The sequence below is a fragment of the Xanthomonas sp. 3307 genome (assembly GCF_014199735.1).
Lineage (GTDB): Bacteria > Pseudomonadota > Gammaproteobacteria > Xanthomonadales > Xanthomonadaceae > Xanthomonas_A > Xanthomonas_A rydalmerensis.
This window is the reverse complement of the sequence record NZ_JACHOG010000003.1, coordinates 116168-130527: the sequence shown is the minus strand read 5'-3', so window position 1 is coordinate 130527 and position 14360 is coordinate 116168. Positions and strand designations below refer to the sequence as shown.

Sequence of the window (14360 nt, the reverse complement as noted above, 5' to 3'; positions counted from 1 at the left end):
GCCGGAGGCTCCACTGCGAAGAAGGGACTTGCGACTCTACGCCGGCACCGGGAACGGGATGTGGACGCATCGTCGCGCTCACGTCGCCGCTTCGCGCCGCGCCAGCGGGTAGTACAACAGCGGGATGACCAGCAGGGTCAGCGCGGTGCTGACCAGGATGCCGAACAGCAGTGCCACCGCCAGGCCGTTGAAGATCGGATCGTCGAGGATGAACAACGCGCCCAGCATCGCCGCCAGGCCGGTCAGCACGATCGGCGGCGCGCGCACCGCGCAGGCCTCGATCACCGCCTGTTCGGCGCTTCGCCCTTGCGCCAAGGCATGGCGAATGAAGTCCACCAGCAGGATCGAGTTGCGCACGATGATACCGGCCAGCGCGATCATGCCGATCATGCTGGTCGCGGTGAACTGCGCGCCGAGCAGGGCGTGGCCCGGCATCACTCCGATCACCGTCAGCGGAATCGGCGCCATGATCACCAGCGGCAGCAGATAGCTGCGGAACTGCGCCACCACCAGCAGATAGATCAGCAACAGGCCGACCGCGTAGGCGATGCCCATGTCGCGGAAGGTCTCGTAGGTGATCTGCCATTCGCCGTCCCACTTCACCGCGAAATCGCCGGTGTCGGCCGGCGGCGCGATGAAGTGCTGCTGCAGCGTCTGGCCGCCGGGCTGGTGCCGGCGCAGTTGCCCGACCAGGTCGAACATGCCGTACAGCGGGCTATCCAGGCGCCCGGCTTCGTCGCCGGTGACGTACACCACCGGCCGCAGGTCCTTGTGCGCGATGCTGTCGTCCCAGGGCAGGCGCTGCACCGCCACCAGTTCCGACAACGGCACCAGTTGCCCATCGCCGCCGCGCACGCGCAGCGCCAGCAGGCGTGCACTGGCGGCCTGCTCGGCAGCCGGCAGGCGCAGCCGCACCGGCTGTGCCACCTTGGAGGCGCCATCGTGCAGCCAGGTGACGTCCAGGCCCTGCACGGCTGTGACCAGGGCGTCTGCGACAGCCGCCTGGCTCACGCCAAGGCGGGCGGCGCGGACCCGGTCCACCACCAGCGTTTCGCGGCTGGCTGCGCTCTCCACGCTGGTGTCGACATCGACCACGTTCGGCGTGCGCAGGAAGCGCTGCGCCAGCGCCAGGGCGATCTGGCGGCTGCGCGCATAGTCCGGCCCGTACACCTCGGCCACCAACGGCGCCAGCACCGGCGGCCCCGGCGGCACTTCCACCACCTTCAGCGAGGCGCCATGACGTCGCGCGATCGCTGCCAGCGGCGGCCGCAGCGCACGGGCGATGGCGTGGCTGTGGCGCGTGCGCTGGTGCTTGTCGACCAGGTTCACCTGCAGGTCGCCGACGTTGTTGCCGCTGCGCAGGAAGTACTGGCGCACCAGACCATTGAAGTTGACCGGCGCCGAGGTACCGGCGTAGCCCTGGTAATCGTGCACCTCCGGCGTGCGCTCGAGCACGCCGGACAGTTCCACCAACAGCGCGTCGGTCTCTTGCAGGGTGCTGCCCTCGGGCAAGTCGACCACGATCTGCAGTTCGGACTTGTCGTCGAACGGCAGCATCTTCAGGACCACCCATTGCAGCCCGACCAGGCCCACCGCGGCCAGCAGCAAGGCGGCGATGCCGGCGAACAGCCAGCCGCGCCGCCGCGCGCCGCGGACCGGATCCAGGAACGGGTGCAGCAAGCGCGCGAACAGGCGCTGCAGGCGCGGCGGCGCGTTGCCCCCCGCCTCTGCCTGCGCGGCTTGTACCGGCACATGGCGTTTCAGCAGCTTCAGCGCCAGCCACGGCGTCACCACCAGCGCGATCGCCAGCGACAACAGCATGCCGACCGAGGCATTGATCGGGATCGGCCGCATGTACGGCCCCATCAGGCCGCTGACGAAGGCCATCGGCATCAGCGCCGCGATCACGGTGAACGTGGCGAGGATGGTCGGCCCGCCGACTTCGTCCACCGCCGGCGGAATCGCCTCGCGCAGGGTCTTGCCGCCGGCACGGAGATGGCGGTGGATGTTCTCGACCACCACGATGGCGTCATCGACCAGGATGCCGATCGAGAAGATCAGCGCGAACAACGACACGCGATTGAGGGTGAACCCCATCGCCCACGAGGCGAACAGCGTGAGCGCCAGGGTCAGCACCACCGCGCTGCCGACCACGATGGCCTCGCGCCAGCCCAGCGCGAACAGCACCAGCAGCACCACCGAGGCGGTGGCGAACACCAGTTTGTGGATCAGCTTGCCGGCCTTGGCCGCCGCGCTGGCGCCATAGTCGCGCGTGACCTCCGCATGCACGCCCTGCGGCAGCAGCTCGCCACGCAATGCCTGCAGGCGCGCACTCACCGCGCGGGTGAGCGCCGAGGCGTCGCTCCCCGGCTTCTTGGCGATGGCCAGGGTCACCGCCGGCGCACGTCCCTGCGCCGGCCCGCCGCGCGCGGGCGGCGCGCCGTACCACACATACGCATCGGGCAGGTCGGCGCCGGCCTGCACCTGCGCCACGTCACGCAACTGCAGCGGCTGGCCACCGTGCATGCCGATCACCAGGTCGCGCACCGTATCGGCATCGGCCAGGAAGCGGCCGGCACTGAGCGGCACCGCGCGGCCGCCGCCGATCCGGTCGCCGAGCTGGCGCACCACGTTCGCGCCCTGCAACGCCTGACCGAGGTCGGCCACGGTGAGGTCGTATGCGGCCAGCCGCGCCGGGTCCAGGGTCACCGTCAGCACTCGCGGCGGCGCACCGATGCTGTAGATGTCGCGCGTGCCGGGAATGCGCTTGAGTTCGGTTTCCAGCGTGCGCGCGATCGCGCCCAGGTCCGCGGCGCTGCGCTGCGGATCGTCGCTCCACAGGGTCACGCTCATCACCGGTACGTCGTCGATACCCTTGGGCTTGATCAGCGGCGCGCTCGCGCCCATCCGTGTCGGCAGCACGTCCAGGTTGGAATACACCTGGTTGTACAGGCGCACCAGGGCGGTCTGGCGCGGCACCCCGACCTCGAACTCGACGGTCAGCACCGCCTGGCCCGGGCGGCTGACCGAGTACACGTGCTTGATGCCTTCGATCTCGTCGAGCTTCTGTTCCAGCGGCGTGCTCAGCAACTGCTCGACTTCGCGCGCATCGGCGCCGGGCAAGGCGACGAAGACATTGGCCATGGTCACGTCGATCTGCGGCTCTTCTTCGCGCGGGGTGACCGCCACCGCGGCCAGGCCGAGCAGCAGGCCGAGCAGGGCCAGCAGTGGCGTCAGTGGATTGGCCTGGAAGAACGCCGCCAGGCGCCCGGACATGCCCATCTCAGCGCTCCGCCAGCGCGCGCCGCTGCGCCGCCAGCGCCTGTCCGGCGGCGACCGGGTCGCGCACCACACGCTCGCCCGCGCGCAACCCGGCCAGCACTTCCACCCGCTGTGCATCGCGCCGCCCGATCCGCAGCTGACGCAGGATCAGCCGCCCATCGACCAGGACATAGGCGGCGCTGAGCTCGCCTCGCTGCAACAACGCCGAGCGTGGAATGCTCAACGGCACCGCCTCCGCGGCATCGCCGACGGCCAGCGCAAAGCCGACCTTGGCCGTGGTGCCCGGCGCCGGGGCCGGCTGCAGCGCCGGCAGCGGCACCCGCACCGTCACGCTGTGGCTGCGCGGATCGGCGGTGGGGAACACCGCCACCTGCGGAACCTGCAGGCTGCGCCCATCATCCAGCCGCACCTGCGCGCGCGGCGCGGCACGGATCGCCTCCGCATCGGACTGCGGCACCTGCACCTCGATGCGCTGCGCGCCGGGCACGTACAGCGACAGCAACGCCTGCCCGGCCGCCACCGCCTCGCCCGGCTGCACCTGGCGCGCGCTGATCACCCCGGCAAACGGCGCGCGCACCAGCGTGTACTCGGCCGGCTGTTGCGCCTGGGCCAGTTGCGCGGCGGCCGCGGCGCGGGCCGCGCTGGCCGCATCGCGGGTGGCGCGGGCCTGATCCAGTTGTGCGCGCGACACGTACTGCGCGTCGGCCAGGGCGGCATAGCGGCGGTAGCTGGCCTCGGCCTCGCCGGCGCTGGCCATGGCAGCGCGCAGCTGCGCCTGTGCGCTGTCGACACCGGCGCGCTGTTCCACCGCGCTCAGTTGCAGCAGCACCTGGCCGGCGGCGACCCGATCGCCCACGTCCACCGCGACGCTGCGCACCCGACCGCCGGTCTGCGCGCTCAGCTCTGCATGTTCCACCGCGGCGACCACGCCGTCCCAGGAGCGGGACCCTATCGCCACGGCTTCCACCGGCGCGGTCGCCAGCACCGGCAATGGCGGCGGCGCAACGGCAGCGGCGTCATGGCGGCAGCCGGCGAGCGCCAGCATGGCCAGCGACGCGAACACAGCGGGCAGGGTCGCGCGGACGCTCCGGCGCAACGGCGTGGCGGCAGCCGTGCCCGTGCAGCGCCGCCGTCCGGCGTTCTCCGCGTCCCAGATCGGCCAACGACGCACATGCATGATCGAACTCCAGAAGGAAAGGCAGGTTTGCGCCGTCGACGGGCGATGCCCCGCGGCGGCGGTTGCGACCGCGCGAGGCTGGCCGCGAGATAAATTAGAATTTTCTTATATTAGAGTCAACTGATATGATGTGCACACTTTCCCGCCGAGCACCCCCAATGCCCGTCTCCTCCGCTCAAGCCCTGGTCGATCGCGCACGCGCGCAAATCCACGAAACCCCCGTCCACACCGATGCCGCCGCCACGCCGCTGCCCGGCGAATGGATCATCGACGTGCGCGAACCCGGCGAGTTCGCCATGGGCCACCTGCCCAACGCCCTCAACATCCCGCGCGGCATCCTCGAGTTCCGCCTCGACGCCGATCCGGCGCTGGCCCGGCGCGACCAGCCGATCCTGCTGTACTGCGCCAGCGGCGGCCGCTCCACGCTGGCGGCGCTGAGCCTGCAGCACCTGGGCTACACCGCGGTGCGCTCGCTGACCGGTGGCTTCCTCGGCTGGACCGCGGCCGGCGGCCCGGTCGATTTCTGAGCCCATGCCGCGCCGCGCCGCGCCCGCCCTGGATCCTGCCGCGATGCGTGCGCACGCCAGCGAGGCCGCACGCCTGCTGAAGGCGCTCGGCAACGAGAAGCGGCTGCTGCTGTTGTGTCTGCTGGTGGACAACGAACAATCGGTCGGTGAACTCAACGCACGCGTGGAGTTGAGCCAGTCGGCGCTATCGCAACATCTGGCGCTGCTGCGCGAGGATGGGCTGGTGCAGACCCGTCGCGACGGCCAGACCATCTATTATTCGCTGGTGCCCGGCCCGGTGCAGCGCATCCTCGAGGTGCTGCACGGCATCTACTGCAGCGCCGCGCCGCCCGCCGCCGCCAGGAGCGATCGATGAGCCAGCGTCCGCACGTCCATCCCTTCCACCATGCCGGTTCCGGCACCTGGAGCTATGTGGTCGAGGACGGCCAGGACGCCGCGGTGATCGACCCGGTGGTGGGCTACGACCCGCAGACCGGCGCACTGGACGACGCACCGGCGCAGGCCCTGGCCGAGTGCCTGGGCGAACGTGGACTGCACTTGCGCTGGATCCTCGAGACCCACGCCCACGCCGACCATGTCTCCGCGGCGCAGTGGTTCAAGCAGCGCTGGCCGCAGGCGACGCTGGCGATCGGCGACGGCATCCGCGAGGTGCGCGCCCGCTTCGCGCCGCAGTTCGGCTTGGACACAGAGGCGCAAACGCAGGCGCGCTGCGGCTTCGATCACCTGTTCGCCGATGGCGAGCGCTTCGCGATCGGCGAGCTGCAGGCGCAGGTGATCGCGGTACCCGGCCACACCGGCGACAGCGTCGCCTACCTGATCGGCGATGCGCTGTTCCCGGGCGATTCGCTGTTCATGCCCGACAGCGGCACCGCGCGCTGCGATTTCCCCGGCGGCGACGCGGCCACGCTGTACCGCTCGATCCAGCGGCTGTACGCGCTGCCGGAGGCGACGCGCGTGTTCGTGTGCCACGACTACGGCGCCGGCGGCCGCGCGGTCGCCTGCCAGACCAGCATCGGCGAACAGCGCCGCGCCAACATCCACGTGCGCGACGGCATCGACGAAGCGGCCTTCGTGGCCTTGCGCCAGGCGCGCGATGCGACGCTGGCCGAGCCGCGGCTGATGCAGCCGTCGGTGCGCGCCAACATCCAGGCCGGCCGCACCGACGATCTGGCGCCGCCCACGCACTGAAGACGCTAGGATGCGGGCATGCAACGATCCCGCTTACTCGCCCTGCTCTGCCTGAGCCTTGTCTGCATGCAGACCCGGGCGCAGACCGCACCCGCGCCCGGCGACGCCGCAACGCATGCCGCCGGCGCCCTGCCCATCGCCCTCGACCCGACCGCGCTGGCCGCGGTTCCACGCGAGCGGATCGTCGCGCAGGCGCACGGCCAGCGCCTGGACTGCGAAGGCGTGGCGCTCGCCGCCCTGTTGCAGGCGCAACACGCGATGCCGACCGAGCCGCTGCGTGGCGCGCAGTTGCAACGCCGGATCGAGGTCGTCGCACGCGACGGCTACACTGACGTGTTCGCCCTGGCCGAGCTGGACCCGACCCTGGGGGCGCGGCGCGTGCTGCTGGTCGACCGCTGCGGTGGCGAGCCACTCGCGGCCGACGCGGGGCCACTGCGCCTGATCGTGCCGCAGGACCAACGGCCGGCGCGATGGGTGCGCCAGGTTCGCGCGATCACCGTCATCACCCCCTGATCCTCTGGAGCCGCTCATGCCCCGTTTCCTGCGCCGCTTGTGCCTGTTCGTCCTCGCCGCCGCCATCGCGCTGCCATCGGCCGCCGCGCAGACGCCGCTGACCGTGTTCGCCGCCGCCAGCCTCAAGGAATCGCTGGACGAGGCCGCCAGCGCCTACCAGCAAGCGCACGGCACCCCGGTACAGGTGTCCTACGCCGCCAGCTCCACGCTGGCCCGGCAGGTGGAACAGGGCGCGCCGGCGGACGTGTTCGTGTCCGCCGACCAGGAATGGATGGACTACCTGCAGCAGCGCAAGCTGATCGACCCGGCGCAGCGCCGCGATCTGCTCGGCAACACCCTGGTACTGGTGGCGCCGGCCGCCAGCACGGCCCAGGTCGATCTGCGCAAGCCCGGCGCGCTGCTCGCCGCGCTCGGTGCCCAGGGGCGGCTGGCGGTCGGCCAGACCGCCAGCGTGCCCGCCGGCAAGTACGCACGCGCCGCGCTGCAGGCGCTGGGCCAGTGGGACAGCGTGCAGCCGCGCCTGGCCGAGAGCGAGAGCGTGCGCAGCGCGCTGATGCTGGTGGCGCGCGGCGAGGCCCCGCTGGGCATCGTCTACGGCTCCGACGCCCAGGCCGAGCCGAAGGTGCGGGTGGTGGCGACTTTCCCCGCCGACAGCCATGCACCGATCGTGTACCCGGTGGCGCCGCTGCGCGCGAGCACGCAAGGCAAGGCCGCCGCAGAGTTCGTGCGCTGGCTGGGCACGCCGCCGGCACAGGCGATCTTCCGTCGCCACGGATTCTCTCTCGCCCACTGAGGCCTGCCGTTGTTCGACTTCACCGCGCAGGAACTGACCGCGATCGCACTGAGCGTCAAGGTCGCGCTGGTCGCGGCGCTGGCCAGCCTGCCGTTCGCGGTGGCCTGCGGCTGGCTGCTGGCGCGGCGCCGCTTCTTCGGCAAGGCCTTGCTGGACGCGCTGCTGCACCTGCCGCTGGTGATGCCGCCGATCGTCACCGGCTATGCGCTGCTGCAGTTGTTCGGCCTGCAGGGCCCGATCGGCGGCTGGCTGTTCGAACAGTTCGGCGTGCAGTTCGCGTTCCGCTGGACCGGCGCGGCGCTGGCCAGCGCAGTAATGGGCTTTCCGCTGATGGTGCGGGCGATCCGCCTGGCCCTGGAAGCCACCGACCGCCGCCTGGAAGCGGCCGCCGCCACGCTCGGCGCCGGCCCATGGCGGGTGTTCTTCACCATCACCCTGCCGCTGGCGTGGCCGGGCGTGGTCGCCGGCGGCGTGCTCGGCTTCGCCAAGGCGCTGGGCGAGTTCGGCGCCACCATCACCTTCGTCTCCAACATCCCGGGACAGACCCAGACCCTGGCCTCGGCGATCTACGGCCTGCTGCAGGTGCCTGGCGCCGAAGCCGGCATCTGGCGGCTGGCGGCGGTGGCGCTGGCGATCTCGCTGGGCGCCTTGCTGGCCTCCGAGTGGCTGGTCCGGCGCCAGCGCGGCGCGGAGGCGGACGCATGAGCCGCGCGTGCATTCGGAGCCGGCACCGATGCTGAGCATCGACCTCCACCTGCAGCGCGGCCGCTTCGCGCGCCACGTGCGCATCGAGGAACAGGCGCGCGTGGTCGCCCTGGTCGGCCCGTCCGGCGCCGGCAAGACCAGCCTGCTCAACGCCATCGCCGGCGTACTGCCGCCGCGCAGCGGGCGCATCGCCATCGATGGCCGGGTGCTGTACGACAGCGCCGCCGGCATCGACCTGCCGGCGCACCGCCGCGGCATCGGCTACGTGTTCCAGGACGCGCGGCTGTTCCCGCACATGGACGTGCGCCGCAACCTCGGCTACGGCCGCCACGGCCGCGGCCAGCCGGCACGCTTCGCACTGGACGCAGTGGTCGACCTGCTCGGCATCGGCGCCCTGCTCGGGCGGCGCCCCGACACGCTCTCCGGCGGCGAAGCGCAGCGCGTGGCGATCGGCCGCGCGTTATTGGCGCAGCCGTCGCTGCTGCTGTTCGACGAACCGCTGTCGGCGCTGGACGCCGATCGCCGCAGCGAACTCATTCCCTACCTGCAACGCGTGCGCGACGAAGTGCGCCTGCCGATGCTCTACGTCAGCCACCAGGCCGAGGAAGTGGCGCGCATCGCCGACGCGGTGCATCGGCTGGACTGACGCCGACACCGCGTTCACCGCCGCTGGCGAGACTGGGTTCTCCGCCCGCCAGCACACTTCGCATGCGCCGCTACCGCAAGCTCGACTTCCCCACGCAGGAGGTCCGCCGCTTTCTCGAGCCGGGCCCGGTGGTGCTGGTCAGTTCGGCCTGGAAGCAGCAGCGCGACATCATGACCCTGGGCTGGCACATGGTGCTGGAGTTCTCGCCGTCGCTGCTTGCCTGCTGCATTTCCAGCGCCAACCACAGCTTCGACCTGATCCGGCGCAGCCGGCAATGCGTGATCAACCTGCCCACCGCCGACCTGGTCGACACCGTGGTCGGCATCGGCAATACCAGCGGCGCGGAGCTGGACAAATTCTCGCACTTCGGCCTCACCGCGGTACCCGCCACGCACGTGGCGGCGCCGCTGATCGCCGAGTGCTACGCCAGCTTCGAATGCCGCCTGCACGACGGCAGCCAGATCGGCAAACACGGCCTGTTCGTGTGGGAGGTGGTCAAGGCGCACGTCGCCGCCTCGCCGAAGCGGCCGCGCACCCTGCACTACCGTGGCGACGGCCGCTTCATGCTGTCCGGCCCGGATATCTCGCGGCGGCGCCTGTTCAAGCCGGAGATGCTGTAGCCCCGCGCGGATCGCGCCGCTGTCAGTGGAGCGGAGCGGAAGCGGACAATCCCTGTGCCGCCCCGCCCGAGCGAGGACCACGGGCATCCGGAAGACCGTCCTGACCGGATGCCCCAGCCGCCGGCTCAGCGCACGCCGCTCACGCGTCCGGACTGCACGCTGGCCTTGCCTTGCCGGACCTCGAAGGTGAACGCATAGGCCAGCGTCACCGGCACTTCCTGCACCGACTGCGCGTCGTCGCAGCGCCCGTCCTGCGCCGGCCGCTGCGCCGGATCGGCATAGGTACAGATCGCCGCCGGCACGAAGCGCCACTGCGCGACCGCGTCCTGTACCGCCTGCAGCAGATCGGCCATCTCCGGCTGCGCGCCCGCGCTGCAATCCGGGCGATCGTCCAGCAGCGCGCTGCGCTCCACCGCGCCTTGTGCGGACAGGACCACCCGCACACAGACCGTGGTCGGGGACAGGCTGCGGCGCGGCGAATCGGCCGGCAGCTGCGGGGTCGGTGCCTGCAGCGGTTGCGGCATGCGGAACACCTGCTGCGGCTGCATCTGATACGACTGCACCGCGGCCGCGCCCGGCGCCGCGCCGAAGCCCGTTTCCAGCATGCGCTGATCCACCGAGTCGATCCGTTGGGTCTGCTGCGGGGCCTCCCGTGGCACCTGGCTGGCGCAGCCGGTCAAGCCGAGTGCGAGCAGCATGCCGGTTCGCCAGTGCGCCTTCATCGCACGGTCCGCACCATGCCGCACAGCGGCGCGGCACCGCCCGTGCCGGGGAACACCTTGTCGCACAGGCTCGCCACCGCATCGCCGGCACCTTCGCCCAGGCGGTACCAGCGGTAATCGGCGGCCTCGGCGACGCCCGCCGGCGCCTCCACCGGATCCATCTCCACGTCGAACGCCACCGGGATCTTCATGCGGCTGGGCACGGGGCTGCCGTGTTCGGTCGCCGGAGAGAACCGCCACTTCCAGGCGGCGGACACCGCCGCCGCATCCAATGCCGCACTGCCGCTGCCATGATCGAGCACGCGCACACCGCTGGGCGTCCCGTGCGCGTCGAGGTCGACCAGCAGCATCACCTTCCCGGAGACGCCGGCACGCACGGCGGCTTCGGGATACTTCGGCGGGGTCATGTCGATCACCTTGGCGGGCCGCGTGGTCGCCCGCGCTTTGGCAGATCCGCGCTGCGGCACGGATGCCTGTGCGCTGTCCATCTCACTGGCAACCAACTCGCGCGCCATCCCGCCGACCGGCGCAGCGCTAGGCAGCGCCAACACCACGGCACTCCCGCTCAACGCAGCCAGCGTCACCACCGCGATGCCGGCACGACGCCGCCAGCCGCGCACCGCCGGACGCCGCAGCAGGGCAATGCGCTGGCACAACACGCTACCCGCCTGCCAATGGCAGCCCACCGGCAAGGCCAGCGCATCCAGTTGCGTCTGCAGCATCGCCTCGGCGTAGTGGCGGCGCGTGCCGGGATGGAGTGCCAGCACCGCCGCATCGCAGGCCAGTTCCTGATCCAGGCGGAAGCGCGTGGCCGCCCAGTGCAGCAGCGGATTGAACCAGTACACGCAGCGCAACGCGGCGAGCAACAGATTGCAGCGGGTATCGCCGCGGGCGATGTGCATGCGCTCGTGCGCCAGCACCAGCTGCGCCTGCGGCGGCGGATAGCGCGCGGCGAAGTCCATCGGCACCACCACCTGCGGCCGCCACGCGCCCAGCACCAGCGGCCCGTGCGACGCATGTTCGGCGACCAGCACGCCCTCCTCGCCCGGCCTCAAGCGACCCAGGCTGCGCCGATAGCGGCGCTGTTGCCGCCACAGCACGGCCGCCGAGGCCAACGCACCTGCCAGCCACACCGCCAGCAACCACACCGTGGCGTGACCGTTCGCCGGCACGCCGCCGCCTGCGGACATCTGCGCCTGTGGCGCACCGACCAGCACCGCCGGCATGTCCAGCACCAACTCCGCCGGCAACGATGGACGCCAGCCACTCGGCAACAGCGCCACCAGCAGCGCCAGCGGCACCGCCGTCCATAGCGCGTAGGCGATGCTGGCGCCGAACGCGCGCCGCATCGGCACGCGCAACGCCAACACAGCCGCGATGGCCACGCTGACGACCAGCGCGGTGCTACCGAGGTCCCTCACGATCCCGTCAATGCTCATCGTCCAGCTCCTGGATCAGTCGTTTGAGTTCGGCGATATCGGCGTCGCTGAGCTTGCCGCGCTCGCTGAAGTGCGCCACCAGCGGCGCTATACGGCCGCCGAACAGGCGGTCGAGCAGGCCTTCGCTCTGCTGCTGCACCCACTGCGCGCGCAGCAGCAGGGGCGTGTACAGATAGCGGCGGCCTTGTTTGTCGGCGCGGATCGCGCCCTTGTTGAGCAAGCGGTTGAGCAGGGTCTTGACCGTGGGTTCGGCCCAGCCGCCATGGCCGGACAAGGCGGCGAACACCTCCTCGGCGCTGAGCGGGTGGCGCTCCCACAGCACCTCCATGACCACGGCTTCCGCATCGCTGATCGACATCCGTTTACACCCGTAAATTTTCATCGATTACACGAGTAAACAAAACCGCTGTCAAGCGTTTTTTCCAATCCCGGTGCCGCCGCCGCGACAGGTATCGCACCGCCAACACCGGGCGACGAGTGCCGCAGCGCCCGGACACTGCGGCGACAGCGAACACGCCGACGCGTGACCGGCGCCCGGCGGCTACAAGCACTCATCGGAAGCCGTCCCGCCTGCACCGACGTACCCGCGCCATGTCCGAAAGCACTGCAATCGGCGGCACACCCTCTAAGCTATGCCGATGACCGATCATCTCGACGACCTCGACGCCGCTGCCGACCTGATCCTGCAGCGCATCGCCGGCCCGCTGCGCGTGGGCGCACCGCTGGGCCTGGGCAAACCGCACCGCCTGCTCAACGTGCTGTACGACCGGGTCGAACACGATCCGACGCGGCCGCTGCAGATCTACACCGCGCTGTCGCTGCATCCGCCAGCGCCCGGCGGCGGGTTGCAGGGGCGTTTCGCGCGGCCGTTCGTGCAACGCCATTTCGGCGATGACTTCCCGCGCCTGCGCTACGTGCAGGCGATGCAGCGCGATGCGCTGCCGGCGCACATCCAGGTCGAAGAGTTCTACATGCAGTCCGGCGCGCTGCTGCGTTCGACCCAGGCGCAGCGCAGCTACACCAGCCTCAACTACACCCATGCCGCCGACGCGGTGGCGCAGCGCGCGCCGAACCTGATCGTGCAGAAGGTGGCGCGCGAGCCCGACGGCACCCGGCTGTCGTTCTCGTGCAACAACGACATCACCCAGGACACCCTGGCCGCGGTGCAACGGCGCGGCCTGCCGCGGCCACTGCTGGTGGCCGAGGTCGATCCGCAGCTGCCGTGGATCGGCGGTTGCGCGGCAGTGGAGCCGAGCTTCTTCGACGTGGTGGTGACCCCGCCGGGGCCGTATCCGCGCCTGTTCGGGCTGCCGCGGCAGCCGGTCGCCGATGCCGATTACGCCATCGGCCTGTACGCCAGCACCCTGGTGCGCGACGGCGGCACGCTGCAGATCGGCATCGGCACCCTGGCCGATGCGCTGTGCCACGCGCTGGTGCTGCGGCATACCGACAACGCGCGCTACCGGCAGGTGCTGGCGGCGCTGGATCCGGGCCTGGAGCGGCATCCGGCGGTGCGCGAATGCGGTGGTCTGGATCCGTTCGCGGTCGGCCTGTTCGGCTGCAGCGAGATGCTCAACGAGGGCTTCCGGCAACTGGTCCAGTGCGGAGTGATCCGGCGCAAGGTACTCGACGACGCGCCGCTGCTGCAGCGCGTGGCCGACGGCAGCGCCGACGCGCAGGACCTGCAGCGCCTGGAGCGCGAGGGCGAATACCTGCAGGGCGCGTTCTACCTGGGCTCGCCGGAGTTCTACGCCTGGCTGCGCGACATGGATCCGCAGACGCGCGCGGCGATCGGCATGCGCCGCATCAGCGAGATCAACCAGCTCTACGGCGGCGAGACGCTGCGCCGGCTGCAACGGCGCGAGGCGCGCTTCTTCAACTCCTGCATGATGGCCACCGCGCTCGGCGCGGCGGTGTCCGATGCGCTGGACGACGGCCGCGTGGTGTCCGGCGTCGGCGGCCAGTACAACTTCGTGTCCATGGCGCACGCGCTGGACGACGCGCGCAGCGTGCTGATGTTCCGCGCCGTGCGCAGCGATGCCGGCGCAGCGCAGTCCAACGTGCGCTGGAACTACGGCCACACCACCATTCCGCGGCACCTGCGCGACCTCTACGTCAACGAATACGGCATCGCCGATCTGCGCGGCCTGACCGACGAGGATTGCATCGCCGCCATGACCGGAATCGCCGACGTGCAGGCCCAGCCCGCATTGCTGGAGACGGCGAAGGCCAACGGCAAGCTGGGTGCCGATTTTGCGGCGCCTGCGCACTGGCAGCGCAACCACGCTGCGCGGGTACGCGACGCGCTGGCGCCGTTCCGCCGCGACGGCACCCTGCCCGACTACCCGCTGGGCAGCGATTTCACCGAGGTCGAGCAGCGTCTGCTGCGCGCCCTGTCCTGGCTGCAGCAACACACCGCCACCACCGGCGCCAAGCTGAAGACGGTGGCCAGCGCGGTGCTGGCGCGCCCCACGGCGGATGCCGCCTGCATGCAGCGCATGGGGCTGGATGCACCGCGCAGCATCGGCGAGCGCCTGGAAGCGACATTGCTGGCGTTCGCCCTGCAGCGCACGCGCACGCCGCAGTGACGCGCGAACGCGCCTGACGCGCCAATGCGCAGGCGCGGGTCGATCGCGGCCGACGGCGCGAGAGGGTGATCGCAGTCGCGCGCGCGACGCATCGCAGGGTTCGCCGCACATCGGCAGCGATGACACGATTCGGCAACATGCCGGCAGGACGCGCGTCAAC

14 protein-coding genes are annotated in these 14360 nt (G+C 71.1%); 9 read left to right on the top strand and 5 right to left on the bottom strand.

Annotation, left to right across the window (positions count from 1 at the left end):
• Positions 1-78 precede the first annotated feature (78 nt).
• Both GGR64_RS09240 and GGR64_RS09235 read right to left on the bottom strand, forming a co-directional pair.
• A complete protein-coding gene (locus tag GGR64_RS09240) occupies positions 79-3282 on the bottom strand; it encodes an efflux RND transporter permease subunit (protein WP_184645381.1) in 3204 nt (1067 codons plus the stop codon).
• Between the two features lies 1 nt (position 3283).
• Complete coding sequence (locus GGR64_RS09235; protein WP_184645379.1) at positions 3284-4459, bottom strand: efflux RND transporter periplasmic adaptor subunit; 1176 nt, start codon at positions 4457-4459, stop codon at positions 3284-3286.
• Between the two features lie 158 nt (positions 4460-4617).
• Between GGR64_RS09235 and GGR64_RS09230 the strand changes: the two genes are divergently transcribed.
• The 8 genes from GGR64_RS09230 to GGR64_RS09195 all read left to right on the top strand — a co-directional run bounded on the left by GGR64_RS09230 (position 4618) and on the right by GGR64_RS09195 (position 9451).
• The gene (locus GGR64_RS09230; RefSeq protein WP_184645377.1) at positions 4618-4986 is read left to right on the top strand and encodes a rhodanese-like domain-containing protein; all 369 of its coding nucleotides are present in this window, start codon (positions 4618-4620) and stop codon (positions 4984-4986) included.
• A 4-nt stretch (positions 4987-4990) separates the two neighbouring features.
• Entirely contained in the window at positions 4991-5341 is a 351-nt protein-coding gene (locus tag GGR64_RS09225; protein ID WP_160965434.1) for a metalloregulator ArsR/SmtB family transcription factor, read from the top strand.
• Positions 5338-6174, top strand: a complete 837-nt coding sequence (locus GGR64_RS09220) for an MBL fold metallo-hydrolase (RefSeq protein ID WP_184645375.1) — start codon at positions 5338-5340, stop codon at positions 6172-6174. Before GGR64_RS09225 ends, GGR64_RS09220 begins: the two co-directional genes overlap by 4 nt.
• Positions 6175-6192: 18 nt before the next feature.
• A complete protein-coding gene (locus GGR64_RS09215) occupies positions 6193-6687 on the top strand; it encodes a hypothetical protein (protein WP_184645373.1) in 495 nt (164 codons plus the stop codon).
• A 16-nt stretch (positions 6688-6703) separates the two neighbouring features.
• Positions 6704-7480 carry a molybdate ABC transporter substrate-binding protein gene (gene modA, locus GGR64_RS09210; RefSeq protein WP_184645371.1) on the top strand — a complete coding sequence of 259 codons (777 nt, stop codon included), beginning with the start codon at positions 6704-6706 and terminating at the stop codon, positions 7478-7480.
• A gap of 9 nt (positions 7481-7489) precedes the next feature.
• Positions 7490-8185 carry a molybdate ABC transporter permease subunit gene (modB, locus tag GGR64_RS09205; protein WP_184645369.1) on the top strand — a complete coding sequence of 232 codons (696 nt, stop codon included), beginning with the start codon at positions 7490-7492 and terminating at the stop codon, positions 8183-8185.
• A gap of 28 nt (positions 8186-8213) precedes the next feature.
• Positions 8214-8831 carry an ATP-binding cassette domain-containing protein gene (locus GGR64_RS09200; protein WP_048491974.1) on the top strand — a complete coding sequence of 206 codons (618 nt, stop codon included), beginning with the start codon at positions 8214-8216 and terminating at the stop codon, positions 8829-8831.
• Between the two features lie 62 nt (positions 8832-8893).
• Positions 8894-9451 carry a flavin reductase family protein gene (locus tag GGR64_RS09195; RefSeq protein WP_184645367.1) on the top strand — a complete coding sequence of 186 codons (558 nt, stop codon included), beginning with the start codon at positions 8894-8896 and terminating at the stop codon, positions 9449-9451.
• 125 nt (positions 9452-9576) lie between these two features.
• Here GGR64_RS09195 and GGR64_RS09190 read toward each other — a convergent pair whose 3' ends face one another.
• The 3 genes from GGR64_RS09190 to GGR64_RS09180 are packed head-to-tail and all read right to left on the bottom strand — an operon-like array spanning position 9577 to position 11970.
• Positions 9577-10173, bottom strand: coding sequence for a hypothetical protein (locus GGR64_RS09190; RefSeq protein ID WP_184645365.1), 597 nt, complete (start codon positions 10171-10173; stop codon positions 9577-9579).
• The gene (locus tag GGR64_RS09185; protein WP_184645363.1) at positions 10170-11612 is read right to left on the bottom strand and encodes a TonB family protein; all 1443 of its coding nucleotides are present in this window, start codon (positions 11610-11612) and stop codon (positions 10170-10172) included. The genes GGR64_RS09190 and GGR64_RS09185 overlap by 4 nt, the downstream gene beginning before the upstream one ends.
• A complete protein-coding gene (locus GGR64_RS09180) occupies positions 11602-11970 on the bottom strand; it encodes a BlaI/MecI/CopY family transcriptional regulator (protein WP_160965418.1) in 369 nt (122 codons plus the stop codon). The genes GGR64_RS09185 and GGR64_RS09180 overlap by 11 nt, the downstream gene beginning before the upstream one ends.
• Positions 11971-12244: 274 nt before the next feature.
• Between GGR64_RS09180 and GGR64_RS09175 the strand changes: the two genes are divergently transcribed.
• The gene (locus GGR64_RS09175) at positions 12245-14200 is read left to right on the top strand and encodes an acetyl-CoA hydrolase/transferase C-terminal domain-containing protein (protein WP_184645361.1); all 1956 of its coding nucleotides are present in this window, start codon (positions 12245-12247) and stop codon (positions 14198-14200) included.
• The last annotated feature ends 160 nt before the right edge of the window (positions 14201-14360 follow it).